The sequence below is a fragment of the Pantoea sp. M_9 genome (assembly GCF_008631385.1).
Taxonomy (GTDB): domain Bacteria; phylum Pseudomonadota; class Gammaproteobacteria; order Enterobacterales; family Enterobacteriaceae; genus Pantoea; species Pantoea eucrina.
Window position 1 is genome coordinate 438,711 of the sequence record NZ_VWUF01000002.1, and the last position, 23,897, is coordinate 462,607.

The window sequence follows — 23,897 nt, forward strand, 5'->3', positions numbered from 1 at the left end:
GTCTTGGGAGTCGGTCAATCACTCATGCGATTTATTGCAGCTTTTGCAGTTGAACATGGCTGCACACGTTTAAACTGGACTGCTGAAACACCCCCCCCCNCCCCCCCCCGAAAGCGGCCGAATTTTACCTGCCTCTCGGCGCTTATCTTGTTGAAGAAAAACAGTCCTTCCGGCTGGATAATCAGCGTTTAGCTGCGTTTGCTGTGCAGGACGTACACGCCTGAAGCCCCATTCCGGCTGCGCAGCAGCGCTGAGTGGTCGGCATGTTAAGTTCAAAATGGCAGAACGTCCCTGTCATTATTACGTCCGCCTATAGCGCCGTTGCAACGCAAAGGGCTGCTCCGCATCACAAGCGGACATTGTCTGAGCTTCTGACCGTATAAAGAGCGCATCAAGGCTGTTTGCGTTCCGCATCATCTGGCATCACCGCTGACATTACCTGGCGATCTGCACCATACGCCACGGCTTTCATGGCCTGCAGCGCGCTCAGACGCATTTTTAACGCGGCTTCAATATTGTCATAGGCTGTACTGCCCAGCGGCAGACGTAAGGGGGGGCTGGCAGCATCAGCCGCGGTAATCATCGCTGTCACGCATCTTTCCGCATCGCCTTTGATCGCAAACTCACCAGACATCAATGCCGACCGCAGTTCGCCCGCCGGCGTATTGTGATAAGCCGGCAGGGCATCAGCCATATCCAGTCCCGTGCCGAACTGCGTTGCCGTCGGTCCCGGCTCAACCAGCAAAAAGTCAATGCCGAACGCCGCGACTTCTTGCCGGACCGCTTCGACAAAACCTTCAATTCCCCATTTAGTCGCGTGATATAAACTGAAGTTGGGATAAGCAATCTGGCCGCCTTCTGACGAAACCTGCACGACACGACCGCCGCCCTGCTGTCGCAAAAACGGAATCGCCGCGCGGATAAGCTGAATCGAACCCGTAAGGTTGGTGGCAATCTGTCGCTCAATTTGCGTATCGCTCAATTCTTCGGCTGCGCCAAACAGGCCGTACGCCGCGTTGCTTACCACGATATCAATCCGCCCCGCCTGAGCGAACGCAGCTTCAACGGCGGGTTTTATCGTCGCAGACCTACTGAGATCAAGCATCATCACCTGCAAATGTTCGCCGTAGGTTGCTGCGAGGTCATCCAAAGCAGTTCTGTTTCGAACACTTGCGACTACCCGATCACCTCGCGCCAGTAGCTTTTCGCACATCAGGCGACCCAGGCCGCTGGATGCGCCGGTTATTAGCCAGGTTTTCATTATGGTCATCTCCGTTTAATACGTCGGGTAACATCATAGACCGGATTATTGGTGGCATAATCTCCACAAACAAGAATGAGGCGGTGGGAAATATTCAACAATGAAGCGACCTTCCTGGAATGAACTGCAGGCTGTAAACGTCATCGCCGGACAGCGCAGCTTTAGTCGTGCTGCTGAAGTGCTCGGACTTAAACGTTCAACGCTTAGCCATATGATTAAAGGGCTGGAGGCAACACTTGGCGTGCAGTTGTTCCATCGCACAACACGTAGCGTTGCGCTGACCGAAGCGGGTGAAATGCTGATTGCGCGTCTGACCCCCTTGCTGGCGGACATGGATGAACTACTGAATGACGTCACCGCCAGCGCTCAGCAGCCTTACGGCACGCTGCGCATCAGCGCCAGTGATGCGGCAATCAGCCTTCTTCTGGAAACGGTATTGCCGGCATTTATCCAGCAAAATCCCGGAATTGAGATTGATTTCGTCGCACAGGGACAGCTGGTGGACATCGTCGCGCAGGGGTTTGATGCGGGCATCCGGCTGATTGAGGATGTCCCTAAAGATATGGTTGCAGTTCCGCTGAGTGGCCCTCTGCGCTTTGTTACCGTAGCATCGCCCGGATACCTGACGGGGCGTCCGAAAATCCGGCATCCGCAGGACATGATGCAACATGCATGTCTGCGCCAGCGTCTGCCGAGCGGAAAACGTTATCACTGGGAATATAAGCAGCATGAGCAAGAATTTGCGCTGGATGTGCCGGGCAGCCTTACCCTGGACAACAGCGCGTTGATGGTGGAGGCAGCTGTCGCAGGATTAGGTGTAGCCTATGTGCCGGAGCCCTACGCCCGGCAGAGCCTCGACACCAAGAGGCTGATCAGATTACTGGAAGACTGGACGATCGCGTCGCAAGGCCTCGCACTCTACTTTCCGCGAAATCGCCATATGCCTGTTGCGCTGCGGCTGTTCGTCGACACCGTAAAAGCCGTGACGTCTGCCTTGAACTCACCCTATTGATTCTGCCAACGGGCAATACGGATTGAACAAACCAGTGAGGTTCAGGCCTTACGTCTGCTTTTCGCTCTTAGCGGACTATAGGCCAACTACAGAGCTGTTTGCCATCAGACCCAGCCGGAATCCTCTGGCGACGCTTGTGACGTCTGGCGGAGCTTACTGATTCTGCCGGTTAGTGCATCAGGGTTGATGACCTGGCCCTNGACGCTTGTGACGTCTGGCGGAGCTTACTGATTCTGCCGGTTAGTGCATCAGGGTTGATGACCTGGCCCTGCCGGGGAGCCGGAAGGTATCCTCAGGATGTTTATGCTTTTGACCATCAGAGGAAGAAAAGCGGAGGAGGAGCTGTCACACAGCAGCATTAAGTGAAGAAAGCAGACCGTGAGACAGCGCGTCGCAAAGAGGAAGCGCAAGCGAAGGGAAATAACCGGTACGTCAGTCACATTTTTCCGGGTAACACCGTAAACGGCCAGACTTACGGGTGCAGTTAAAGTGTGAAATCGACATGCTCGCCGCCGGGCATATTGACACCGATAGTTAGCTGGCCGCCGAGCGCTTCAACATATCGTTTGAGCGTCGCGATTTTCAGATCCTCGCCGCGCCCTTCGATAGCCGCCACGGAAGGTTGCGCGATCCCCATAGCTTCTGCCTGCTGCTTCTGCGTTTTAGCCAGCGCCTCGCGAAGTTTATACANTGAGCGTCGCGATTTTCAGATCCTCGCCGCGCCCTTCGATAGCCGCCACGGAAGGTTGCGCGATCCCCATAGCTTCTGCCTGCTGCTTCTGCGTTTTAGCCAGCGCCTCGCGAAGTTTATACAGTTGAGAATCAAGTCGCATTTCTGCAACTTTATCATTCACCTGAGTCAGTTCCTCGGGTGTCAAATCAGCCATTAGATCATCCAGCGTTTTCATTTTCCACTCCGTTTCAGTTGGTCCAGGTGTCGGTGATACTCGCTTTCAGCCGTTTTAATCATGGTCTTGTAGAAACGCTTTTCATCAGCGCCTTCTTTGTTACCCGCGCAAAGGATGATGGCTTTGCGAAGAGGATCGAATACAAAGAATCCTCTTACAGGCCGGCCGTTGCTCTGTACTCTGAGCTCTTTCATATTGGGGATTTTCGAGCCGTACCGCGTATCGACATGCGGCCGCCCGAGGAGTGGACCTTCCTGCTTCAGAAGGTTCAGCGCGGCAATTATGTCTAACTGCATTGCTCTGTCCTGCTCTTTCAGCCAACAAATCCGTGGTTTCAACAATCCACACAGGCCCACCTTTATAAATTACAATCTATATAGCATATATATTAGAGTCTATATTTTCAACGCTGTTCTGTATCTGTTTGGGCATGTGATGGTGGGCTTTACTGCTGGCGGGTTCTGTTACAAATTCTGGACAGACCGAAGCCGCCTCGCTACTCGGGCCTTTAGTGTAAACCTGCAGCGTCATTACCGGCCCAGCCCTCGGCGGCTAAATCTTTCTATGGTCTGAACGCGCTGCTGCTGGCTCGCTACAGGGGTTGATCTAAAGTGCGCCATCTGGGCCGGCAAAACCGGAAAATTGGGAGCCTTAGAGTTTTGATGCTAATGTCCGCTTAGTGCCAGAAGTTAATATTTACCGCAGAGCAGTAAACAGCGCAAACTGCCTGCATAAAAATAATCGACCAGACGCTAATAAAAACTCTCCTGCGTGTAGAGCATAAAGGAAACTTTGCCACTGGTATATTCCTCAGGTGTTTCACCACGTTTATCTCAAGAGTCAGTATTTTCATCAGGGTTCCTGCTGAGGTAATTCCCTCAAAACATGTATTTCTCAGGATAGGCGGGCAGGCTAATTTGGCAACGTCTTTATCGCTGAACGTAGACCTTCAGACAGGAAATCACCATGACGCAGAAAAAACGCTTTGCCCTGATTGGCTGTGGTTTTATCGGACAGGTACATGCTGCAAATCTCGTGGCTCATCCGGAGGTTGAGCTTGCGATGCTGGCCGACATTGACACGGATCGGGCCGCCGCACTGGCCGGGCAGATGAAATGCACGGCGGGCGAAGTCAGCGCCGCCATTAACAGTGACAATATAGATGCCGTGCTGATTGCCAGCGCAACGCCGTCACACGCTGAACTGCTTGAAGCGGCTGCGCGGGCAGGTAAGGCCGTCTATTGTGAAAAGCCGATCGATTTGTCGCTGGCAAGAGCGATCCGCGTTGCTGAAAACGTGCTGCCTCTGAAGACAAACATTACGATAGGTTTCAATCGCCGTTTTGACATCAGCCACCAGCAGTTAAAGCGTCAGCTGGAACAGGGTGCTGTCGGACGTCCTGAGTTAATTCAGATGGTCTGCCGTGCGTCAGAGCTTCCACCGCTCAGCTATCTCAGATCTTCCGGCGGTCAGATGCGTGACCAGGCAATTCATTTTTTCGACCTGCTGCGCTGGCTGACGGCCGACGACGTTATTTCAGTAGGTGCAATGGGTGCAGCGCTGGCCATGCCGGCTATCAGCGAGTTTGACGATGTGGATACGTCGGTGCTGATTATGCAGATGCAGCAGGGATCGTTTGCGCAGCTCGATAATACGCGTCGCACGGGCTACGGTTATGACGAAAGGATCAGCGTTATGGGTGCAAAAGGACTGGCAGAGTCAGGTTCTCAGAGCCCGCCGGGTATGACGCTTTTTCAGGGAAAGGCGATTATCAGGCAGGGACTTTATGCGGACTGGTTCAGTCGGGTGCAGGGTACTTATTATCAGCATCTTGACGCTTTTGTGCGCTCTCTTAATGGGGAAGCGGTGGCTGATTTACCCGGACTGCTGGATGGGATCCAGGCGCAGGCGATCGCAGAAGCCGCGACGAAATCCCTGGCAACCGGGATGTTCTGCCCGGTCGATAACGTATTCTGACAACGCTCCGGGGCCAGTTCCTTGAGGATTTGGCCCCGGAGGCTACGGATATTCAGATCCTTCTTTCACAGATATTAGCGCTCTTCGTTAAAAACGATACCCAGCTGCTTCCTCACCGTATCCATCGCGGTCAGAGTCATAAGTACGGCGGACAAAGGGCGAACAGGGGAGTCGTTTAATCCCTGTCCCACGCACCATGCAAAATGCCGGATCTCATGACAGAGCTGCGTGTAGCGGTTGGCGGGTTCTTCCCAGCACAGCGTATGGCCGCCCTGGCTTGAGGTCAGGACAAAACCGCCGGGCGCATAAAACTGTCCCGCCAGAACCAGAGTGGCATCGCGGCCGGCAATCACCGCACTTCCAGGCGTATTACTGAACAGAGTTGTGTTCAGTACCGAATGCATGCCGCGGGCATGTTCGAACAACATAGAAGCCTGTCCGTTAACATTTCCTTCTGCTGGCTGTCCGCTGGACTGGATGCGGACAGGCGCACCTGCCACCATCACGCTCAGCGAAACCAGATAGCTGCCCAGATCCAGCATCGGACCGCCGGCCAGATCGGCATTGAAGATGCGGTGATCCTGCGTAAAAAACTCACCGTGATCGGCAGTCAGGGTATGAAGATCACCCATAATGCCGTCGGTTAAAAGCTGCCGCAGCACATCATATTTTGGTGCGAAATCACACCACATGCCCTCCATACACAGCAGGCCTTTTTGACGGGCGCGCGTCTGCAGGGCTTCTGCTTCCCTGGCATTCAGCGCCAGAGGTTTTTCAATCAGCACATGTTTGCCCGCATTCAGTGCTTTCATGCCATCCGGATAGTGATGGTTATGCGGGGTGGCGATGTAGATGGCATCCAGATCATTCATTGCCAGCATTTCATCAGCACTGCTGAAGGCTGCCGGAATGGCCCAGCGATCGGCGAATGTTTGTGCTTTGGCTCTGTTTCTTGCTGCTACAGCAACCAGCTGCTGTCCGGTGTGCTCCTTCAGCGCGCGGGCAAAGTGTTCAGCGATCCAGCCTGGGCCAATAATGCCCCAGCGCAATACGGGTATCGACTTTTCAGAGGGCAGCCGCGGAGCGGGCAGGGAAGAGGGAAACATAGTGATTCCTTTTTAAGTATGGTCCTGGCGGTTGCCTGCTACAGCAACCCACTGACGGGAGATGATAGATTGCTCGATAGCGGTCAGAACCTGCTGATTCTGCAGGCCAAATGCAAAGTTCGGATAACAGTCGCCGTCGCCGCAGATCCCCTGCACCAGGTCATGAACCTCAATCACTTTGACATCAAAATAGCCGAGCCCGCCGCCGCCAAAATCGAATCCGAAAAAGCCTGAATAGGCCGGGATCTGGCTGCCGGCATAGAGAGTCTTGAAGCCCCTGTCATGTTTATCATCGCTGAAGCGATAAACCTGCAGCTCATTGAAACGTTCGCCGTCCATATAAAGGGTGCCCTCTGTACCGGAGATTTCCCAGAACACCCCAAAAATGCGACCGGCAGCGAGGCGTGAAGCTTCAATCACGCCGCTGGCCCCGCTTTCAAAGCTGACGAGACACTGAACCTGGTCGTCGTTTTCAACCTCTCGCCATTCTGCCTGGTCATCAATCCGGCTGGCGTAACCGGCGTCTACCTGCGGAACCGGACGCTGCCGCAGCCAGGTCTGTGCGCTGGCCGTTACCTCGCTGATCTCACCCATGAGAAACTGCGCGACGGAAAGGGTGTGGGCCCCCAGATCGCCCAGTGAACCGCTGCCGCCCAGCTTTTTAGAGCAGCGCCAGGACCAGGGCAGTTCCGGGTCATTATAAAAACCCTGATCAAAGGTGCCTCGAAAGCGGATTGGCGTGCCGATATCGCCGCGCTCGATAATCTGTTTCGCCAGCAGCGCCGCGGGCGTTTTGATATTATTGAAGGCCACCATCGTTTTGACGCCTGCCTGCTCTGCTGCAAGAGTCATCTGCAGCGCCTCTTCAGTGCTGACGGCCAGTGGTTTTTCGCAGTAAACGTGCTTACCTGCCGCAATTGCGGCCAGCGCCATCTCATAGTGCAGATGATTGGGGGAGGTGATATCGACCACGTCAACCTGCGGATCGTTAATCAGATTGTGCCAGTCTCCGTATGCCTTATCAGCCCCAAAGCGCACGGCATTAGCATCAGCTAAAGCCTGGTTTTGATCGGCCAGTGCATAGAGATGAGGGCGCTTTGGCAGGCCGGGATAGATCATTGCCGCACGGCGGTAAGCATCAGCATGCGCCTGCCCCATGAAGCCCGAGCCGATTAAACCAATGTTGAGTCTGTCTTTCATTGAGCAATTTCCTCTGTTGAGAGGGACTGTGAAAAAGTGCTTTTTACCCAGTGAAACGCCCGGGAAACGGCAGCAAACGGCTCTTCTTTTTGCGGATCCTGTTCGGCCTCTACTATCAGCCAGCCCTGATAATCTGAACGCGCAATAAAATCAGTCAGCGGAGAGTAATCAATGCATCCCTCGCCCGGCACCGTGAAGAGTCCCGCGCGTACTGCATCATTGAAGCTGAGGTCGTTTTTCCGGACGCGATGTAGCACCTCAGCGCGGACATCCTTCAGGTGGATATGCACGATACGATGGCCAAACCGTTCTGTTATCTGAGCCAGGTCAACACCTGCGGCAAAAGCGTGCCCGGAATCAAGAACAAGACCAACGCTGTCAGTGGTTTTTGTCAGAAACTCATCCAGTTCATGATGCTGTTCAACCAGCATCATCAGATGATGATGGTAGGCCAGTTTCAGGCCAAATCTGTCCATCAGAACATTGGCAAACTCGCTGACTTTGCGGGCATATTCATCAGTATCCAGGCAGCACAGAGCCGGAGAAAGAGAAAGAGGCTCGTCCAGCGGATAGCTGCCAGGCATACAGCCGCATTCGCCGTAAACCATAACGTCTGCTCCTGATGCTTTGAGAAGCCCGGCGTGTGATTCTACGGCCGCGATTTCATCAGCAACGCTGCGCTCGGCGAGGAAGCCGCTGTGCCAGCCCGAAGCGAGCTCAAGCCCCGCCTCATGCAGTAGCGGGGCTAACTCCGTGTGGGTTCGGGGAAATTTTCTGCCCAGCTCAATCCCCTGATAACCGGCAGAGGCAGCCTGTGTCAGGCAGGTTTCAAGTGAAATAGCGTCGCCCAGATCGGGCAGAACATCGTTGGTCCAGCTTAACGGGCTTACACCTAATCGAATACGAGAACTCATCAGGACACACCTCCTTACAGGTCAGTCTGTGAGCACTATAAGGAAGGCGTAAGCAAAACCGATATCGGTTCAATGAGGTAAAACCCTCAACTGAAGAAAATAGTGAATCTCTCTGTTTCAGCGTGTGATTGCCAGAATTAACTTTATAAATAACCCATCCTGCGGATTAATTTTCAGACTGACAGACCCGGCACATCAAGCACTCCAGAGATGACAGGCGATGCACAAGAATTGTTCGGAAGCTGGCCGCAATAACGGTTAATGCCGCGCGCATGGTCCGGAATATGCCTTTCAGTGACTGTGATCCATCAACTCCAGCGTCTGTCCATCGGGGCTTTGTAGATATACTACTCTGGTTCCCTGCATGGGGCCTGATAAGATTGTCTGCGGTTTACCGGGTGTCTTCCAGCCATACTCCGAAACTCTCCGCAAAAGCGTATCAAGGTCATCAACTATAAATGCAAGGTGAGCATAGCCAGGGATATAGGGTGCTGAAGGTTCTTCTGGCTGTTTGATGTTATCGTATTGCAGTAATTCAATTTTGAAACCGGCCAGTTCAAGCAACGCCATTCGTACATCAGCGCCCCTTGCGCCTGTCACTTCATCAATGATCGGCCCGGACATTTTCCCCTGGCGTAACAACTCCCCGCCGAGAATCTGAGTCCAGAAGAACAGGGACTCTTCAATGTTTCTGACTGAAAAACCGACGTGATCCGCTCTTTTTATCATGAAAGTACCTGCTGAATTTTAATAATAAGGACCAAACTATCTGAAATCTCACTTTGGGACTTCACGGCAAAAGCGGACATCATCTGGCAGACTGCTTTTCGTGTACAGTCATGATAAAAACTAGGGGATCTTCCTCCCGGTTTTCATAAAAATGAGGAACATCTGTTCTGGCAGTCGCCGAACAACCGGCTCTTAAAAGATATTGATGGTCCTGTACCCCAAGCGTGAGTGAACCCGCCTGAACATAAAAAAGTTCAAGCGTTCCTGCTGTATGGCCGGAGGAGTCAAACCTTTCACCCGGTTGCATTTCCCACATCCAGAGTTCTGTCATATCAGGGCCGCCAGATCCAGCGAGCAATTTTGCGCTGCCGCCTTTTTCTCCTTTCCACAGTTCCGGTATTTCATCTGATGAAATCAGGCGGACTGCCGGTTTTGAGCTGACATCCACAAAGTCAGCCACTGAAACGCCCATCGCGGCAGACAGCCGGCATAGCAGGGCGATACTGGGATTGGCTCTGCATCCCTCTATCTCAACCAGCGTTCCCTTGCTCACACCGGCCCGGCGGGAGAGTTCATCAAGAGACATTTTTTTTTGCTGACGATACACCTTAATCCGCTGAGATACGGCTCCATTAACGGTATCGGCGATAGCATTAGCGTCGGTCAGTAAATTGACTTTTTCGGTCATCGGTCATTATCATGATGTAAATTGGTCATTAAAGGATTATCCCGTGTTAAAAGTATCTCCGTCAATTGCTCCCGATATTTATCGTATTGCACCTGGATTTCGGGCATTGAGTATCGTCGTGCAAGCCGCACCGGTGATAAATCCTGATGCAGGAGAAGCTGCGCTACAGGATGCATGTAGAGCAGTTCTGGCGGGTCAGCCAGAATGGGCGGAATCTCATCTGGCCGCCTGGGGGGAAGTTTTCCAGAAATTTGGCGCTAAGCCCAAGCGTACGCCGTGTTCAGCTGATGCCTTGCGTAAGCGCGTATTGCGCGACGGTACAATGCCGGCGCTCGACCCCATTGTTGATCTCTATAATGCTGTCAGTCTTCGTTATGCTGTGCCGGTGGGTGGCGAAAATATCTCTGCCTATCAGGGAGCACCATGCCTGACTGTGGCAAAAGGAACAGAACCTTTTGATACGCTTAAAGAAGGCGAGACCACCATTGAATATCCTTCGCAGGGTGAGGTGATATGGTGTGATGAGGTCGGTGTGACCTGCCGACGCTGGAACTGGCGCCAGGGGATCAGAACTCGCCTGGGTGTCGAAGCACAGCAGATGTGGTTCATCCTTGAGAGTCTTCCCCAGATGCCGCTGGTGATGCTTCACGAAGCCGGGAAGATGCTGACAGACGGCCTGGAAAAAATGATGCCCGGTGTAGAGTTCGAGGCCTCTCTCATCCAGGAAGTACATCAGTAACACCCTTCAGGAGAGGCATGTATGTTTACCGGCCTGACGGCGTTTTCATTAACCCCGTCTACCGCCAGCAACGTGGATGAAAAGAGGGCAGGCGCCTCCTTTTTCCACATGTCTGTATCGGTTTGCATTTATGATAATTCCGGCACTACCCATTTCACCTTTACGGATAAACTACACGCTTGCCTCTCATGCCGCAGACCAGTCAGAGGCAACGCTCTGCCTGAATGACAAACTTTACGATAAACGTATAAAGCACGCTTCTCGCTCATAGCGGACGCTAAGCAGGCTGCTGAGGCTAACTTTGCCGTTGCCATCAGACCCTGGCCGGCAGGCCCGGAACGCTTCGCGATCCGGCGGAGCTTACCGGCACAGCCGGTTAGCGGAGTGGGGCTGACGACCCGGCAGCGCCATCAGGCTGTTAATGCCGTTGACCTTCAGAGAGCAGAAGTCGGAGAATCAGCTGCAGCACAGAAAAAGGACTAACAGTAGCAGTAAGCAGAGAGAGAAGACCGTAAGGCAGCGTCCCGGAGAGAAAAAGCGCAGCCGAAGGGAGAGAGATGGTGCGTCAGCACCGTCTTTTCCCGGCCCGCAGGGCCGCCCGCTTTTCAGGCGGGCAGGTATAATATGCGTTCATAAAAAAGCCCCTTCCGGGGCTGGCTAGCTCAGCGATATTTAACGTGGATCAATAAGATCAACCACCAGGGACAGTATCTCATCCATTACATGTGGCTCAACCGTGGCGGCATAGCTTGCCCTCCGCGCTGTCAGATCGAGTGAGCGCAACTGGTAACACAATGCCACGCCAGTCACTTTCCCTGTATCCGTGCTATTGCCATCCAGGTACACAGTTACGCCCTGCGAGCGTGACGCGCCGCCGCCGCTTGTCACTGGGACACAAACTGCCGTTCCCAGCGCCGCAACCAGCACGCGCTGCGAGATAACCAGATAGTAATGCGGCCCTTTAAATTCGCGCCCTTCCACCGGATCGCCATTAACGTGCCAGATTTCTCCTTTCTGCGGTACTCTCCTTGAAACCATCAGATAAGTTCCCTGCCCTGCGGCACATCGTTCAGGCCGTCAGCGGTTTCTTCGTTGTAATCCTGAATTTCCTGCTGATCGATACCGGCCAGCAGTTGCGCCACGGTGCGACGACCGCGCGGCACACGCGCAACCGGCACAATGTTCACTGATTCGCCCTCTGCGGTTACGTCCAGCTCAATGCCAACCGTCCAGCCCGCTCTTGCCGCGATGTCGCCTGGAATAGTCAGCACGACGGCCCCGCCCTGCTGACGAAGTCTTGTTGATGCCATACGCCCTCCAGTGTGNCGCCTGGAATAGTCAGCACGACGGCCCCGCCCTGCTGACGAAGTCTTGTTGATGCCATACGCCCTCCAGTGTGTGACTTAGTAACACACACTTTACCACAGAGTGATACTAAATCACACCTCGCAGCTGTTTTTTTAATCATTTTTTCGTTCGCAATTTAGACTTTCATAAAGGGCGATCTGCTGCCTGTACCACAGTAATTCAGGCCACAGCCAGACAGATAACGCCCTTTTCATCAAGTATCGGGCGCTTTCAAGCTGGTTAGGCTTACCGCTCAGCGGATCATTGCCGTTTTCACTCCACGTCTGCCAGGCCAGGCATTTCAACACTGCCAGCGTGGCGCTGACGCCTGTGGCTTCGGCCGACATTTCGGCGCTGAAGCGTCTGAACAGGATCTGAAAATGTTTTTTGCCCTTGAACCCCGGAACGGCACACCACGGTGTGCCGGGCCGGACCTCAGCGGCCACGTCTTTTTGTGGCCAGTGAATGCGCGGGCGAAAGCCCGCTCCAGGGATTGACCTGGCCGTCAGCCATCAGACCCTGGCCGGCAGGCCCGAACTCAGGAGGGATTCGACGGAGCTTACCGGCACAGCCGGTTAGCGGAGTGGGGCTGACAACCCGGCAGCGCCGGGGAGCCGGAGGGAGCTATCAGCTTTTTGATACTGACGTCCGCTTTTCGCTCATAGCGGACACTGGCCGATAGATCGGATTGTTCTATACGTTAAGCGTAGTGTCTTCAGCCGCCCTGCGGGCGGCTACAGTTAATACTCATTTCCCGATAACGTTCCAGTCGGCCGCAGTGGATAGCGTAACAAACGGGCCAGCCAGCGTGACATTATGATGGCTGACGATCTCTTTAGCTGACAGGCAGCAGTTATCCATTGTTGTATGCGCATTTGAAATCAGCACTGTCCTGAATCCGCGTTCCGACGCTGCACGGCAGGTCGTGTCCACACAAAATTCTGTTTTCATCCCGGCGATAACCAGTTCCCTGATACCTCGCTGGCTGAGCTGATGCTGCAGGTCCGTATTCTGAAAACAGCTGGGATGCTTTTTAATAAACACGACATCACGCTCGGCGTGCACGTTCATTTCAGGTATAAGCCGGGTTAACGGCCCCTGCTCTGAGAAAGGGGAGTCATCAGGTCCGGTATGGCGCGCAAAAAAGATGGGTACCTGAGCCCGCCTGGCTTTTTCAATCAGCAGACAGATATTCGAGAGTACAGACGCCGCGGAATAGGGGAAAACCGGCCCGCGAAAAAGCCCGTGCTGCATATCGATAATTAAAAGCGCATTTTCAGAAATCATAATATATCTCCATTCGGTAAGTTATGAACGGAGAGATCGTTTCCCCGTCCGGTCTGGCGGGGAGTCAGAGTCTGTTTTGTCAGGTGCCAGTCACAGATGCGCTCACGCCGCCGAAGGTGCCGGTGGTTGTGACGGTGGTTGTTGACTGAACTGACTTAATCATCGCCTGGTTTTCGCTTATAAGTTGGTGACAGTAAGAGGAAACATAATAACTTAAAAAAGCTTTTTTCTGGTTTCAACACCATAACTCACCTGTTACAACAGATATGTCCGTTGACTGATATCGTTTTTTTCCTGTGAAATCCAGGCCAGATAATGCACGGTAATATGACTTCCGTTTTTCACATAAGGCCACCTGATAATGTCTGATATAGCATCACTGCGTAAAAGGCGGGCTTTGCGTCAGAAGCAGACAGCGCGATCTGCAATGGTGCATCAGGATATTCGCTGTATGTTTGCTGGCAGGCGGATATATACTCTCGTTTTTGGATGGTGCTGACATGCCTCACATAACCCTGCATATTCTGAATGCTCAGAAAAAACTCACCGCTCACCGTGAATGGCTTCAGGCCAGCCTGACCGCTACCTATGAAAAAGCTCAGCGGCTGATGCCGGTTCCTTCGCTGGATGTGGTGGTTAAAGCCGGAAAGTTTGTGATCCCTGAAAAAGGGCATACGGGTTTTTGTCCTGAGCCAGGCGTTATCTATTTAACGGTCGATCCTGAAAACCCGGCATTCTGTAAAAATGAAGCGCACTCGCTTGAGCGAATGTTTGCTCATGAACTGCACCATGCGGCCAGATGGGCAGGGCCCGGATATGGCTCAACGTTAGGGGAAGCTATCGTTTCTGAAGGGCTTGCCGGACACTTTTCTCTCGAGCTTTTAGGCGGGAAACCTGAACTCTGGGAAAGCCTCAACTCAGATATTATGCAATCCTTTGCCCGGCAACTGCATGACAGCTGGCATCGCACCGATTACGATCACAATGCCTGGTTTTACGGAACCGGCGATTTACCAAAGTGGCTGGGATACACCGCAGGCTTTGAGCTGATTTCCAGATATCTGGCAGCCTCTCCGCATCTGAAAGCTTCAGCGCTGGCAGATATTAGCGTTGAGGAGTTAAGGATGTACATTTAAAAAATATCCGTGTCCTGTTTATTCAGAACGTCCGCTTTGCAGGGAAAAACGGACGTTCTGGTTTTGACAATAAAAAAGGTAATGCGGCTGAAGTATAAGCCGGTTATTACTCACAAAAATTCAATAAATTTAACCCAAAATTTCAATAAGGTTGCTATCAGGATCCCTGATGATAGCTTCATAATAACCATCACCTGTGAGGCGAGCCGGACTCACTAAAATTCCATTTTCAGATGCTTTAATAACCATTTCATCCACCCGATGGCGGGAGCCAACGTCGATAGCAACATGAGCCCAGCCGGTAAGCTCTGTACCGTGTTGTCCCTCTGCTATACCCTTCAGGTTCATTAGCTCAATAGTGGGTCCTTCACTTAAGCTGATAAAATAAGAAGAAAAACCGGGCCGGTTTTTGCTGATATATAACTCATTAGGCGTTCCGCCAAAATAGTCTCGCCAGAATATTTTTTGTGCTTCAATATCTCCCGTCCATAAAGCTAAATGTGAAATTTTCATTTATTCGCTCCTGGGGAATTTTTCCGGCTAAGGTTGAGTGTGAATGATATTGCACTAACAAACAGCATTAAAGCTGTAATCACTGAGAAAGCCAGCGCAAGAGAACTAAAATGAGCGACAAAACCGATGATAGCAGGCCCACTTAATACGCCCATATAACCCATCGTCGTTATTGCCGGAACAGCTACGGATTGAGGCATAACGCTCTGCTGACCCACGGCCGAAAACATCACCGGGACAATATTTGCACACCCTGCGCCGATTAGAATATAGCCAAATAGCGACAGGTACCATGATGGTATGAACGTAATCAGAGCCAGCCCAATAGCCGCAGTCAGCGATCCGCCTACAACGACAGCTAATTGACCAAGATATTTTACCACCCGATCCCCTGTGAGCCGGACCGCTGTCATAGCAATAGCAAAGCAGGTATATCCAAGCCCACCCAATGATTCAGGCATGTCTCTTACCTGTGTCAGATAGATTGCGCTCCAGTCAAGAACAGTGCCTTCAGTCAGGAACACTAATAAACAGACCATTCCCAGCGTCAGAACAACGCCGTGAGGTACAGCAAATGCCGGTCCTTCTTTAGGGTTAGCAAAAGTCAGCAAACCCGGATAGCTCAGTAAAGCTAAAACAATCACAATGAGTACGATGAAGAGGGTAGCAGTAACAACACTAAGATCCGCAGACAGAAGCAAGGTCATCAAACCTGCACCAGCAATACCGCCAAAACTGTACATGCCGTGAAAACCGGACATCAGCGGAGCAGGCGCCTCTTTTTCCACCAGGATCGCCTGAATATTCATGGCGCAGTCTGTCACGCCCAGGCCTGTGCCAAAAAACAGCAGCACAACGCCCAGAAGCAACGGATTGTTAATCATAGCCAGCAGAGGTGTGCTGACAATAACTAATGCGATAGCCGCCACAATAACGCTGCGACAACCAAAGCGGCTGGTCAGTAAGCCTGTTACTGGCATGGCAATCAAAGCACCCAACCCAAGACACAACAGCAAAGAGCCTAGCGTCGCTTCATTTACACCGGTATTAATACGTGCATAGGGCACCAGAACAGCCCATGTCGCTGTAATGAACCCGGCAATGAAAAAAGTTAGCCGGGTAGCCCGGCTGGGAGAGATTCGGTATAACTTTTGATTCATTATGTTCCTCATTGTGAAATCTGATGGTGTCAGATACATGGCATGCTGCCGGCAGGACATACATTGACAATGTATAGCGTCTGCACGATCATGCTCAATGTGGCTCTTTATTGAGAATTACAGAGGTGATTATTGCTCGATTATGCAGCTTTTCCCGATCGGCGACAAGACTTTATCAGGCAAATATTGCGCGATAACGGAAGAGTCGTGTGTGCTGAACTCGCCCGGGAAATCGGGGTTTCAGAGCATACTATCCGGCGTGATCTTCATGAATTAAGTAAAGAAGGGGTTTGCAAAAAGGTTTATGGGGGAGCGGTGCTGCTGCTCCCTGATGCAGGAAGCCTCTCCCTGCGAAAAGAGCAACACCTGTCAAGAAAAGACTTAATCGCGCAGAAATGTGCAAGTCTGATTGTTGAGGGCAGCTGTATTTTTATCGATGCAGGCAGTACTAATCTGGCAATAACTAAGTTTATACCTATAGAGTTAGCCATAACGATAGTTACGAATGCACCTGATGTCGCAGCAGCGCTATTAAAGCACCCTAATGCAGAAGTCATTATGCTGGGCGGGCGTATTCAAAAAGTAAGCGGCGGTTGTGCAGGAAATACGGCAATAGCGCAATTGAAAAACATCATGTTCGACCAGGCCTTTATCGGCGGGTGTGCAATGAGCGCGGAAGCCGGATTGACTGGTTTTGAGTATGAAGATTGCGAATTTAAAAAAGCAGCAATAGCCCGGAGTGAGCAGATTATCGTCGGACTGACAGCAGAAAAGATACCTGGCGTTGCAAGATTTTTAGTTGCCAGCTGTGAGGAGATAGATATTTTGGTTATTGAGGGGGAAAGCGCTGAAGCGACCGGTATAAACCTCCTGTCGGAACATATGAAAATTTTATCTGTCTGATTTTAGTATATTTATTCTGCGTGCTATAAGAACCGACAAAGGTGATGTCTGAGTATACAAAGTCAGCAATCCGCCAGGCCCAGGTCATTAGTCGTTGTTTCTGACAAATATATGACCACAAGCCGATGCTTAAATTAATGCCTGAAGGGTTGCCATGAACACAATAAGTCTGCAAAACAGATATCACGCTGTAAATAACAATACTGCGGCAGTGTGGGCGGAAAATGCAGGTATCGGGAAGGTCAGGAAGGAAAACTACTACGATCCGACCCGGCTCGCGCTGGCAACGGGCATACGGCCCTCTGTGACCTCAGATATTTCACGTCTTATTACGCAATTAACTCAGCTCACCGCAGGTGACCGGCTTGCCGATACATTGCCCGCCTGTGGTTTGCATTTTACTTTCTTACCTCTGACTCTGCCGCTCTATCACGCAGATGAGCCACTGCCAGCGAAAGTGGATCAGTTAATGGCTATCTGGCGTGAATTTGCAGCGGAAAAAGTGGTGATTACGCATCTGCGGCTGGTCGCGTTACCCGATCAGCTTTTGCTGGCGGGGATCCCGGCACATCCTGCGCTGGCGCTGCGCGAGCAGTTCTGTGCAAAGGTGCTCGATTCTCAGTGGAAAAATGAACTCCTGATGCGCCATGCCGGCAGAGCGCTGCCGGCTCCTTTCTGGCACAGCACGCTGCTGCGCTACGGGGCGGCGTTTTTACCTGAACCTGTGCGCGCGTTTTTCTTTAAGCATCAGGCCGCCACGTTCGGCGCTGTAGCCGGGGAACTGACGCTGGTGAAAACTAACTACAACTGGACAGAGTGCTATCCCTTAAAATAGTCCAGGGCGAAAAGAGAAGAGGTTGCTATGAAATTGCCGGGAATGCCGGAAAATGAAGCTGTGCGGCTGAAGTCGCTCCACAAACTTGGCCTGCTGGATACGCAGGACGATGAGCGCTTTGAACGACTGACTCGCATTTCCCGCCGGCTGTTCCAGGTACCGATAGCGCTGATCAACCTTATCGATCGCGATCGTCAGTGGACGCTGGCGTGTCAGGGGATTAACGGTCGCGAGATGAAACGCGACATCTCTCTGTGTGCGCATGCCATTATGCTGGATGAGCCGCTGATTATCACAGACGCGCGCGAAGATGCGCGGTTTTATGATAATCCGCTGGTTACCGGCACGCCATTTATCCGTTTTTATGTGGGGTATCCGGTGCGGCTGCCCGATGGTGCCGTTGCCGGTACTTTGTGTCTGGCCAACAGCGAACCGCGCCGTTTTACCGGTGACGACATTGCCGCGATGAAAGATGTGGCGGCAATTGTCGAAGATGAATTTCAGGTCACGCAGATCGCGATGGTAGACAGCCTGACGGATATTCCCAACCGGCGCGGGTTTTATGCGATGGGAGAAAAGCGGTTTCAGCGACTGCAGCAGCAGGATCACGACTTTGCCATTCTCTATTTTGACCTCGACAAATTTAAGCCTATCAATGACCTGTGGGGGCATGCAGAAGGCGACAACGTGCTGAAAATCTTCGCTGCACTACTTTATCAGCAGCTCGGACCGGATGACATTGTAGGCCGTCTCGGCGGCGATGAGTTCGCTGTATTGCTGGCCCGGCAAAGCGATGCCAAAGCTTACCTGTGCCGGCTGCATGAGGCGCTGTCAGCGTGGAATCAGCAGGCGGCTAAACCCTACAATATCAACTACTCCTTCGGCATGATTGCCAGTGAGGCAGGCAGATATGCCTCGCTCGCGGAAATGATCGGCGAGAGCGACAGCGTGATGTATGCCGAAAAGCGTCGCAAAAGGCCGCGATAAACACGCGGCCAGTTGTGCCGGATCTCAATGGCCGTGCACGGTTAGCGCCACCAGCCGGATAACCACCGGACGTACAAGCAGAATGCAGACAAAGGCAGCTGGCATCGCCACCTGATAGGCATTCATCACATTTGTCATATAATGCGGGCCTGGACCAGACTCTGCCAGCGTAATAACCAGGCTCATCAGAAACGCCATAATGGTCGCCATGTACAGAGAAAATATATAAGGGGTAACCCGATGTGGCAGCCGTAAGCGCACGCCAGCTGACGCAATGGCTTTAATCATAAGATCTCTCCTGACCGGTAAGTTTAGAAACAGCGGCTACCTTACGGGTCTGTGCCGGACAAAAACAGCACAGCTGTGCTTTAATCATTGCTAAGTAATATTTACGAAAAGAGCGGGCCGCTGATGGATATGCTGGGGTTGATCGACAATTTTGTTCGCGTAGTGGAAAACGGCACTATTGCCGCTGCTGCCCGCGCCAGAGGAATGAGTGCTGCAGCCGTAAGCCAGAGCCTTGCCCGGCTCGAAACGCACCTCGGCGTGCGCCTGCTTTCGCGCACCACGCGCAGTATGGTTCTGACGGAAAGCGGTCAGCGTTATTACGCCAAAGTCCGCCATATTCCGGTTGATATTGCGCTTGCTGCGCAGGCTGCCGCTGTGGAAATCGGACCGCAGGGCCCGCTGCGCATCGCCACCACCGCGGCGTTTGGCCGCTACGTGGTTGCCCCGCTTATGCCGGCTTTTAATGAGATGTTCCCTGGAATCGACATAGAACTGATCGCTACCGATCGTGATGTCGATCACCGGCTGGAAAACATCGACGTCAGCCTGCGCATCGAGGCGCAGCTGAACGATCGGCTGGTGGCGCGAAAAATTGCATCCCTGCCGTTTATTTTCTGTGCGGCGCCCGCTTATCTCTCCCGTGCAGGTACTCCGCAACGCATTGATGAGCTGAGCGAGCACGCCTGTCTGGTGTTTCGTTATCCGACAGATGGCCGATTTCTTCCCTGGAGTTTTAGCGCAGACGGGGAGATGGTTACCGCCCGGCTGAATCCCCGTTTTATCAGTGACGATATCGATATTATTGCCAGAATTGCCATCAGCGGTGGCGGAATCGCACGGCTGGCAAGCTTTGTCGCCCGGCCGCTGATCGCCAGCGGCCAGCTAATCCCGCTGTTTACTGACGACAAACAGACGATTCAGTCGCTGCCGATGATCATTTACGCCTGTGTCAGTGAGCGTTCCGCCCTGAGCGCAAAAGTCAGGGCGTTTATTGATTACATTGCGGCGGCGGTTGCCACAGATGAAAAAATGTTATCCGCGCCGCTCCGGGGTGATTAGCGCGGAGCGCGCAGCCGCAGCAGAAACAGGCTGCTGACGAGCATCACTGCTGCTGCCATCAGCACCATCTTCTGCAGGCCGATAAGCTCAGCCAGGTGCCCTCCCGCCAGCGCACCGCTGCCGATGGCGGCGTTAAATATCGCGACATAGAGCGCAGAAGCGGGCTGCGCGGCCGTACCGGCGCTGCGCAACAGCCAGGTCTGCAGCCCGACGAATATCACCGCGATCCCGGTGCTCCAGAGTGCCAGCAGCAGCACGGTCAGGCCGTGCGGCAACGCGGCGATGCTGAGTGCGCCCAGCGCCAGCGCGCTTAACAGCAGCGCTGAAAGAATCAGGCTCCTGAGATGCCGATCGATTAGCTTTCCGGCGATGATATTGCCCGCTACGCTGGCGATGCCAGCCACCAGCAGCAGAGCGGAAACCGCAGCAGGGGCAATACCCTGTTTTGACGTCAGCAGCGGATCGATATAGGTGAACGCGGCAAAGTGCGCGGTGATGATGGCCGCCGTTGCGCCAAACAGCGTCAGTAGCGTGCGATGACGAAAAATAGCCAGATAGTCGTTCAGTTTTAAGGGGGCAGGCGGCGTCAGAGCCGGAAGCGTGCGCCAGAGAACCACGGCGGCGGCCAGTGCAAGCAGCGCAATGGCACTGAACGCGCTGCGCCAGCCGGCAGCAGCAGCCATAAAACTGGCAAGCGGCACGCCCAGCACGCTGGCGGCTGAGACGCCGCCAAATATCACTGATGTCGCCAGTCCCAGCCTGCTGGCCGGTACCAGCCGGGCGGCAACGGTGCCAATCAGCGCCCAGAATACGCCATGGGCCAGCGCACCGGTAATGCGGGCGCTCATTAGCGCGGGCAGAGCGTAAGCACGCATCGCCATCAGACAGGAAGCCGCCAGAATCACCATTAATCCCACCAGCAGCGCCTTGCGCGGCGTACGTGCCGGCAGCATGCCGGAGCAGAGTGCAGCCAGCGCAGCGACCCAGCCATAGGCGGTAACGATCAGTCCGGTAGTGGCAGCAGGCTGGTGCAGATCGTTTGCCAAGGCATTCAGCATCCCTACCGGCGCCAGCTCGCTGGTGACGATAGTAAAAGCGCTGAGGCCGAGCGCGGCAATAGCAATCCAGTTACGTGCCGGCACAGCGTGCGGAGCAATAACGGTGTCATTCATGGTGCAATCTCCTTATGTTCAGATTCCGGAATTCTTATCCGGTTTAACTTCCCGGGGATGCGCAGTATCATCTGATCGAAAGCGGGAAAACAGTGCGGAGAATGGAAGGCTATTTTCCATAAATGGAAACTATGAAAAGTGAATTTTACTGGGATGACATCAGGATCTTTCTGGCAATCGCCCGCGCCGGAACGCTGAGCGGCGCTGCCAGTGCGCTGGAAACCGGCATCGCGACCGTCTCCAGAAAGCTGGACCGGCTTGAGCAGTCGCTGGGGCTGCCGCTGTTCAGCCGGCATCAGAGCGGATACCGGCTGACGGATGATGGCGAAGCGCTGCTGGAGCGGGCGGAGGCGCTGGAAGAGGCGGGGCGGGCGGTGACGGAAAAAGCGCAGCTGCAGGGAGCGGTGGCCGGACTGGTACGGCTGGCAACGTCGGATAATCTGGCCACCCATTTCATTCTGCCATCACTGCCTTCTCTGCTGCAGACGCATCCGGCGCTTCGGCTGGAGGTGCTGAGCGGGGTGCAGTCGGTCAATCTGCATCGCAGAGAGGCCGATCTGGCGATTCGTCTGGTTCGCCCTGAGGCGGGCAATCTGACTATCAGACGGCTGGGAACCCTGGGATTCGGCCTGTATACGGCCCCGTCATTACTGCACGCTTCAGCACCGTTTACCCTTAATGAAGCGCCCTGTATCGGCTGGTCTGAATCACACCAGCATCTGCCCGCCGCCCGCTGGATCAGGCGCGTGCTGCGCGGCAGGCCCTGCCGGCTGGAAGCCAACACGCTGACCGCGCAGGTTGCGGCGGTGACGGCCGGACTGGGCGTTGGCGTGTTGCCGCACTTTATGGCCAGAGCCAGCGGTTTGCATTGCCTGCAGCGTGACAGCAGTGCCGATCAGCCGCTGTGGCTGGTAATGCACGCCGATCTGGCAACCTCCGGTCGGGTACGCGCGGTGGCCGATCATCTTATCGGGCTCTTCAGCGAATGCCGGGAGCAGCTTGAACGCTGAGCAACGTGCAGCGCGCGTCGGTAAGCGCAGCAATGTTCTACACTCCGGTAACGCGCAAAGTAACAGGAGAAAAGATGACGAACTCAAAAAACAGCGAAATCGTGCATGAACTGGTGTCCGAGAGCGGCACCGCATGGAACGGTCAGGCTTACGACTGCTATCCGTCAGGCAAACCACAGATTTCCGTTATGCGCATGTCGCTGCCGCCCCACAGTGAACTGCCGTGGCATACGCATCCCATGCCCAACACGGCTTACGTGCTGTCCGGCCAGCTGATTATTGAAGATAAAGAGAGCGGCAGGCGTCAGCATTTCAATGCCGGTGAAGCGCTGAATGAGACGGTTAACAGTGCGCATCGCGGCTATACCGCTGAGCAGGCGACCGAGCTGATTATTTTTTATGCCGGGGCAGAGGGGCAGTCGCTCTCCGAGTCGCTGCCGGGTGAAGAGCCGGAGTTTTAGCATAAATTCGGGTGGAGAGTGACCGGAGGCGTAACAGCGCCGCACTGCACCCGGTTCGCTTTAACCCTTAATGCTTTTTGCGCCCCGCAGCGTTTTTGATCGGGCTGGTTGCCTGGTTGCTCGCCTAAATCATCACGGCGCCTCTGCTAAACTTGCCGGGTCGCAACTAAAAAACAGAGGACTGGAATGAAAATCAAAAGCTATGCCGCGATGAAAGCGGGCGAAGCACTGGTGCCGCACGAATATGAAGCTGGTCCGCTGAGCGCGGAAGAGGTGATGGTCGAAGTGGACTACTGTGGCGTCTGCCACTCCGATCTCTCTATGATCGACAATGAGTGGGGTATCTCCTCTTTCCCGGTCATTGCCGGGCATGAAGTTATCGGCCGCATCAGCGAGCTGGGCGACGCAGCGCAAAACAAAGGGCTGAAAGTGGGCCAGCGCGTGGGCATCGGCTGGACGGCGAAAAGCTGTCAGCACTGCGATGCCTGTATTAACGGCGAGCAGGTAAACTGCGAAAAAGGCTCTGTCCCGACCATTATGAACAAAGGCGGCTTCGCCAGCCATCTGCGTGCGGACTGGCAGTGGGTGATCCCGCTACCGGAATCGATTGATATCACGTCAGCCGGCCCGCTGCTCTGCGGTGGTATTACCGTGTTCAAACCGCTGCTGATGCACAACATCAACGTTAACAGCCGCGTCGGCGTTATCGGGATTGGCGGCCTGGGCCATATGGCCATCAAACTGCTGCGCGCTATGGGTGCAGAGGTGACCGCGTTTAGTTCTAACGCCAGCAAAACTGAGTCTGTTAAAGCGATGGGCGCCGATCGCGTGGTCAACAGCCGCGATCCAAAAGCGCTGAAAGCGCTGGCAGGTCAGTTTGACCTGATTATCAGTACGGTTGCGGTCGATCTCGACTGGCAGCCCTATTTCCAAGCGCTGGCCCCGCACGGTAAGTTCCATACCGTCGGCGCAGTAATGAAGCCGTTCCCGGTTCCGGCATTTACCCTGATCATGGGCGATCGCGCGGTAACCGGCTCCTCTACCGGCTCGCCGGGTCAGCTGCGTACGCTGATGCGTCTCGCCGCGCGTACCGATATCGCGCCGCAGGTAGAAGAGTTCCCGATGTCAAAAATCAACGATGCGCTGGAGCATGTGCGCGCCGGTAAAGCGAACTACCGCGTCGTGCTGAAAGCTGATTTCTGATG

General features: G+C 53.8%; 26 protein-coding genes and 1 pseudogene. 11 read left to right on the forward strand and 16 right to left on the reverse strand.

From position 1 onward, the window contains the following. Nucleotides 1–391 precede the first annotated feature (391 nt). Nucleotides 392–1,261: an SDR family oxidoreductase gene (locus F3I15_RS05860; protein ID WP_150017021.1), complete on the reverse strand. Its 870-nt coding sequence runs from the start codon at nucleotides 1,259–1,261 to the stop codon at nucleotides 392–394. Nucleotides 1,262–1,361: 100 nt separating this feature from the next. Between F3I15_RS05860 and F3I15_RS05865 the strand changes: the two genes are divergently transcribed. Then, nucleotides 1,362–2,273, forward strand: coding sequence for a LysR family transcriptional regulator (locus F3I15_RS05865; RefSeq protein WP_150017022.1), 912 nt, complete (start codon nucleotides 1,362–1,364; stop codon nucleotides 2,271–2,273). Nucleotides 2,274–2,757: 484 nt separating this feature from the next. On the opposite strand, the pseudogene F3I15_RS05870 reads toward F3I15_RS05865, so the two are convergent. Both F3I15_RS05870 and F3I15_RS05880 read right to left on the reverse strand, forming a co-directional pair. Then, a pseudogene (locus F3I15_RS05870) lies at nucleotides 2,758–2,955 on the reverse strand (transcriptional regulator); the annotation flags it as partial. A 222-nt stretch (nucleotides 2,956–3,177) separates the two neighbouring features. Then, nucleotides 3,178–3,477: a type II toxin-antitoxin system RelE/ParE family toxin gene (locus F3I15_RS05880; protein ID WP_150017023.1), complete on the reverse strand. Its 300-nt coding sequence runs from the start codon at nucleotides 3,475–3,477 to the stop codon at nucleotides 3,178–3,180. Between the two features lie 670 nt (nucleotides 3,478–4,147). On the opposite strand from F3I15_RS05880, the gene F3I15_RS05885 reads away from it, so the two are divergent. Further along, nucleotides 4,148–5,158 (forward strand): Gfo/Idh/MocA family oxidoreductase, encoded by a 1,011-nt coding sequence (locus F3I15_RS05885; RefSeq protein ID WP_150017024.1) that lies wholly within the window; start codon nucleotides 4,148–4,150, stop codon nucleotides 5,156–5,158. Nucleotides 5,159–5,232: 74 nt separating this feature from the next. Here the strand turns inward: F3I15_RS05885 and F3I15_RS05890 are convergent, their stop codons facing one another. From F3I15_RS05890 to F3I15_RS05910, 5 genes are all read right to left on the reverse strand, one after another. Then, nucleotides 5,233–6,264 carry a Gfo/Idh/MocA family protein gene (locus F3I15_RS05890; protein ID WP_150017025.1) on the reverse strand — a complete coding sequence of 344 codons (1,032 nt, stop codon included), beginning with the start codon at nucleotides 6,262–6,264 and terminating at the stop codon, nucleotides 5,233–5,235. Nucleotides 6,265–6,276: 12 nt separating this feature from the next. Further along, nucleotides 6,277–7,464: a Gfo/Idh/MocA family protein gene (locus F3I15_RS05895; protein WP_150017026.1), complete on the reverse strand. Its 1,188-nt coding sequence runs from the start codon at nucleotides 7,462–7,464 to the stop codon at nucleotides 6,277–6,279. Further along, nucleotides 7,461–8,381 carry a myo-inosose-2 dehydratase gene (gene iolE, locus F3I15_RS05900; protein WP_150017027.1) on the reverse strand — a complete coding sequence of 307 codons (921 nt, stop codon included), beginning with the start codon at nucleotides 8,379–8,381 and terminating at the stop codon, nucleotides 7,461–7,463. The genes F3I15_RS05895 and iolE overlap by 4 nt, the downstream gene beginning before the upstream one ends. A gap of 288 nt (nucleotides 8,382–8,669) precedes the next feature. Then, nucleotides 8,670–9,107: a VOC family protein gene (locus F3I15_RS05905; protein ID WP_150017028.1), complete on the reverse strand. Its 438-nt coding sequence runs from the start codon at nucleotides 9,105–9,107 to the stop codon at nucleotides 8,670–8,672. Between the two features lie 79 nt (nucleotides 9,108–9,186). Further along, entirely contained in the window at nucleotides 9,187–9,795 is a 609-nt protein-coding gene (locus tag F3I15_RS05910; protein WP_150017029.1) for a cupin domain-containing protein, read from the reverse strand. Nucleotides 9,796–9,838: 43 nt separating this feature from the next. Here F3I15_RS05910 and F3I15_RS05915 point away from each other — a divergent pair, with 43 nt between their 5' ends. Further along, complete coding sequence (locus tag F3I15_RS05915) at nucleotides 9,839–10,534, forward strand: B3/4 domain-containing protein (RefSeq protein ID WP_150017030.1); 696 nt, start codon at nucleotides 9,839–9,841, stop codon at nucleotides 10,532–10,534. Between the two features lie 672 nt (nucleotides 10,535–11,206). Here F3I15_RS05915 and F3I15_RS05925 read toward each other — a convergent pair. The 4 genes from F3I15_RS05925 to F3I15_RS05940 all read right to left on the reverse strand — a co-directional run bounded on the left by F3I15_RS05925 (nucleotide 11,207) and on the right by F3I15_RS05940 (nucleotide 13,171). Beyond that, nucleotides 11,207–11,572, reverse strand: coding sequence for a type II toxin-antitoxin system PemK/MazF family toxin (locus F3I15_RS05925; RefSeq protein WP_150017031.1), 366 nt, complete (start codon nucleotides 11,570–11,572; stop codon nucleotides 11,207–11,209). Beyond that, nucleotides 11,572–11,844, reverse strand: coding sequence for an antitoxin (locus tag F3I15_RS05930; RefSeq protein WP_150017032.1), 273 nt, complete (start codon nucleotides 11,842–11,844; stop codon nucleotides 11,572–11,574). The genes F3I15_RS05925 and F3I15_RS05930 overlap by 1 nt, the downstream gene beginning before the upstream one ends. Nucleotides 11,845–11,994: 150 nt before the next feature. Then, nucleotides 11,995–12,327 (reverse strand): hypothetical protein, encoded by a 333-nt coding sequence (locus F3I15_RS05935; RefSeq protein ID WP_150017033.1) that lies wholly within the window; start codon nucleotides 12,325–12,327, stop codon nucleotides 11,995–11,997. Nucleotides 12,328–12,628: 301 nt separating this feature from the next. After that, nucleotides 12,629–13,171, reverse strand: a complete 543-nt coding sequence (locus tag F3I15_RS05940; protein ID WP_150017034.1) for a cysteine hydrolase family protein — start codon at nucleotides 13,169–13,171, stop codon at nucleotides 12,629–12,631. 452 nt (nucleotides 13,172–13,623) lie between these two features. Between F3I15_RS05940 and F3I15_RS05945 the strand changes: the two genes are divergently transcribed. Further along, nucleotides 13,624–14,304, forward strand: a complete 681-nt coding sequence (locus tag F3I15_RS05945; RefSeq protein ID WP_223810690.1) for a DUF2268 domain-containing protein — start codon at nucleotides 13,624–13,626, stop codon at nucleotides 14,302–14,304. Between the two features lie 129 nt (nucleotides 14,305–14,433). On the opposite strand, the gene F3I15_RS05950 is transcribed toward F3I15_RS05945, so the two are convergent. Together F3I15_RS05950 and F3I15_RS05955 are read right to left on the reverse strand one after the other, a co-directional pair. Next, a complete protein-coding gene (locus F3I15_RS05950; protein WP_150017035.1) occupies nucleotides 14,434–14,817 on the reverse strand; it encodes a VOC family protein in 384 nt (127 codons plus the stop codon). Continuing rightward, nucleotides 14,814–15,977, reverse strand: coding sequence for an MFS transporter (locus tag F3I15_RS05955; RefSeq protein WP_150017036.1), 1,164 nt, complete (start codon nucleotides 15,975–15,977; stop codon nucleotides 14,814–14,816). Before F3I15_RS05955 ends, F3I15_RS05950 begins: the two co-directional genes overlap by 4 nt. 132 nt (nucleotides 15,978–16,109) lie before the next feature. Here F3I15_RS05955 and F3I15_RS05960 point away from each other — a divergent pair, with 132 nt between their 5' ends. From F3I15_RS05960 to F3I15_RS05970, 3 genes are all read left to right on the forward strand, one after another. Further along, nucleotides 16,110–16,880, forward strand: coding sequence for a DeoR/GlpR family DNA-binding transcription regulator (locus tag F3I15_RS05960; protein ID WP_150017037.1), 771 nt, complete (start codon nucleotides 16,110–16,112; stop codon nucleotides 16,878–16,880). Nucleotides 16,881–17,034: 154 nt separating this feature from the next. Continuing rightward, nucleotides 17,035–17,715, forward strand: a complete 681-nt coding sequence (locus tag F3I15_RS05965; protein ID WP_150017038.1) for a hypothetical protein — start codon at nucleotides 17,035–17,037, stop codon at nucleotides 17,713–17,715. Between the two features lie 27 nt (nucleotides 17,716–17,742). Next, nucleotides 17,743–18,702, forward strand: coding sequence for a sensor domain-containing diguanylate cyclase (locus tag F3I15_RS05970; protein WP_150017039.1), 960 nt, complete (start codon nucleotides 17,743–17,745; stop codon nucleotides 18,700–18,702). Between the two features lie 24 nt (nucleotides 18,703–18,726). Here F3I15_RS05970 and F3I15_RS05975 read toward each other — a convergent pair whose 3' ends face one another. Further along, on the reverse strand, nucleotides 18,727–18,990 hold the full coding sequence (locus F3I15_RS05975) for a DUF2798 domain-containing protein (RefSeq protein ID WP_040113687.1): 264 nt from the start codon (nucleotides 18,988–18,990) through the stop codon (nucleotides 18,727–18,729). Nucleotides 18,991–19,113: 123 nt separating this feature from the next. Here F3I15_RS05975 and F3I15_RS05980 point away from each other — a divergent pair, with 123 nt between their 5' ends. Next, entirely contained in the window at nucleotides 19,114–20,049 is a 936-nt protein-coding gene (locus F3I15_RS05980; RefSeq protein ID WP_150017208.1) for a LysR family transcriptional regulator, read from the forward strand. On the opposite strand, the gene F3I15_RS05985 is transcribed toward F3I15_RS05980, so the two are convergent. Continuing rightward, entirely contained in the window at nucleotides 20,046–21,221 is a 1,176-nt protein-coding gene (locus F3I15_RS05985) for an MFS transporter (protein WP_150017040.1), read from the reverse strand. The genes F3I15_RS05980 and F3I15_RS05985 overlap by 4 nt on opposite strands. Nucleotides 21,222–21,352: 131 nt before the next feature. Here F3I15_RS05985 and F3I15_RS05990 point away from each other — a divergent pair, with 131 nt between their 5' ends. The 3 genes from F3I15_RS05990 (at nucleotide 21,353) to F3I15_RS06000 (ending at nucleotide 23,895) form a co-directional block, all read left to right on the forward strand. Continuing rightward, nucleotides 21,353–22,231: a LysR family transcriptional regulator gene (locus tag F3I15_RS05990; protein ID WP_150017041.1), complete on the forward strand. Its 879-nt coding sequence runs from the start codon at nucleotides 21,353–21,355 to the stop codon at nucleotides 22,229–22,231. 74 nt (nucleotides 22,232–22,305) lie between these two features. Further along, a complete protein-coding gene (locus tag F3I15_RS05995) occupies nucleotides 22,306–22,692 on the forward strand; it encodes a cupin domain-containing protein (RefSeq protein ID WP_150017042.1) in 387 nt (128 codons plus the stop codon). Between the two features lie 186 nt (nucleotides 22,693–22,878). After that, the gene (locus F3I15_RS06000; protein ID WP_150017043.1) at nucleotides 22,879–23,895 is read left to right on the forward strand and encodes an NAD(P)-dependent alcohol dehydrogenase; all 1,017 of its coding nucleotides are present in this window, start codon (nucleotides 22,879–22,881) and stop codon (nucleotides 23,893–23,895) included. The last annotated feature ends 2 nt before the right edge of the window (nucleotides 23,896–23,897 follow it).

Bases quoted from the DNA above. Each gene is read 5' to 3' on its own strand.
- F3I15_RS05975 (WP_040113687.1), bottom strand. From the start codon at position 18,990: ATGATTAAAGCCATTGCGTCAGCTGGCGTGCGCTTACGGCTGCCACAT.
- F3I15_RS05895 (WP_150017026.1), bottom strand. From the start codon at position 7,464: ATGAAAGACAGACTCAACATTGGTTTAATCGGCTCGGGCTTCATGGGG.
- F3I15_RS05965 (WP_150017038.1), top strand. From the start codon at position 17,035: ATGAACACAATAAGTCTGCAAAACAGATATCACGCTGTAAATAACAAT.
- F3I15_RS05910 (WP_150017029.1), bottom strand. From the start codon at position 9,795: ATGACCGAAAAAGTCAATTTACTGACCGACGCTAATGCTATCGCCGAT.
- F3I15_RS05880 (WP_150017023.1), bottom strand. From the start codon at position 3,477: ATGCAGTTAGACATAATTGCCGCGCTGAACCTTCTGAAGCAGGAAGGT.
- F3I15_RS06000 (WP_150017043.1), top strand. From the start codon at position 22,879: ATGAAAATCAAAAGCTATGCCGCGATGAAAGCGGGCGAAGCACTGGTG.
- F3I15_RS05865 (WP_150017022.1), top strand. From the start codon at position 1,362: ATGAAGCGACCTTCCTGGAATGAACTGCAGGCTGTAAACGTCATCGCC.
- F3I15_RS05990 (WP_150017041.1), top strand. From the start codon at position 21,353: ATGAAAAGTGAATTTTACTGGGATGACATCAGGATCTTTCTGGCAATC.
- F3I15_RS05890 (WP_150017025.1), bottom strand. From the start codon at position 6,264: ATGTTTCCCTCTTCCCTGCCCGCTCCGCGGCTGCCCTCTGAAAAGTCG.
- F3I15_RS05980 (WP_150017208.1), top strand. From the start codon at position 19,114: ATGGATATGCTGGGGTTGATCGACAATTTTGTTCGCGTAGTGGAAAAC.
- F3I15_RS05955 (WP_150017036.1), bottom strand. From the start codon at position 15,977: ATGAATCAAAAGTTATACCGAATCTCTCCCAGCCGGGCTACCCGGCTA.
- F3I15_RS05985 (WP_150017040.1), bottom strand. From the start codon at position 21,221: ATGAATGACACCGTTATTGCTCCGCACGCTGTGCCGGCACGTAACTGG.
- F3I15_RS05860 (WP_150017021.1), bottom strand. From the start codon at position 1,261: ATGAAAACCTGGCTAATAACCGGCGCATCCAGCGGCCTGGGTCGCCTG.
- F3I15_RS05950 (WP_150017035.1), bottom strand. From the start codon at position 14,817: ATGAAAATTTCACATTTAGCTTTATGGACGGGAGATATTGAAGCACAA.
- F3I15_RS05970 (WP_150017039.1), top strand. From the start codon at position 17,743: ATGAAATTGCCGGGAATGCCGGAAAATGAAGCTGTGCGGCTGAAGTCG.
- F3I15_RS05930 (WP_150017032.1), bottom strand. From the start codon at position 11,844: ATGGCATCAACAAGACTTCGTCAGCAGGGCGGGGCCGTCGTGCTGACT.
- F3I15_RS05885 (WP_150017024.1), top strand. From the start codon at position 4,148: ATGACGCAGAAAAAACGCTTTGCCCTGATTGGCTGTGGTTTTATCGGA.
- F3I15_RS05995 (WP_150017042.1), top strand. From the start codon at position 22,306: ATGACGAACTCAAAAAACAGCGAAATCGTGCATGAACTGGTGTCCGAG.
- F3I15_RS05925 (WP_150017031.1), bottom strand. From the start codon at position 11,572: ATGGTTTCAAGGAGAGTACCGCAGAAAGGAGAAATCTGGCACGTTAAT.
- F3I15_RS05905 (WP_150017028.1), bottom strand. From the start codon at position 9,107: ATGATAAAAAGAGCGGATCACGTCGGTTTTTCAGTCAGAAACATTGAA.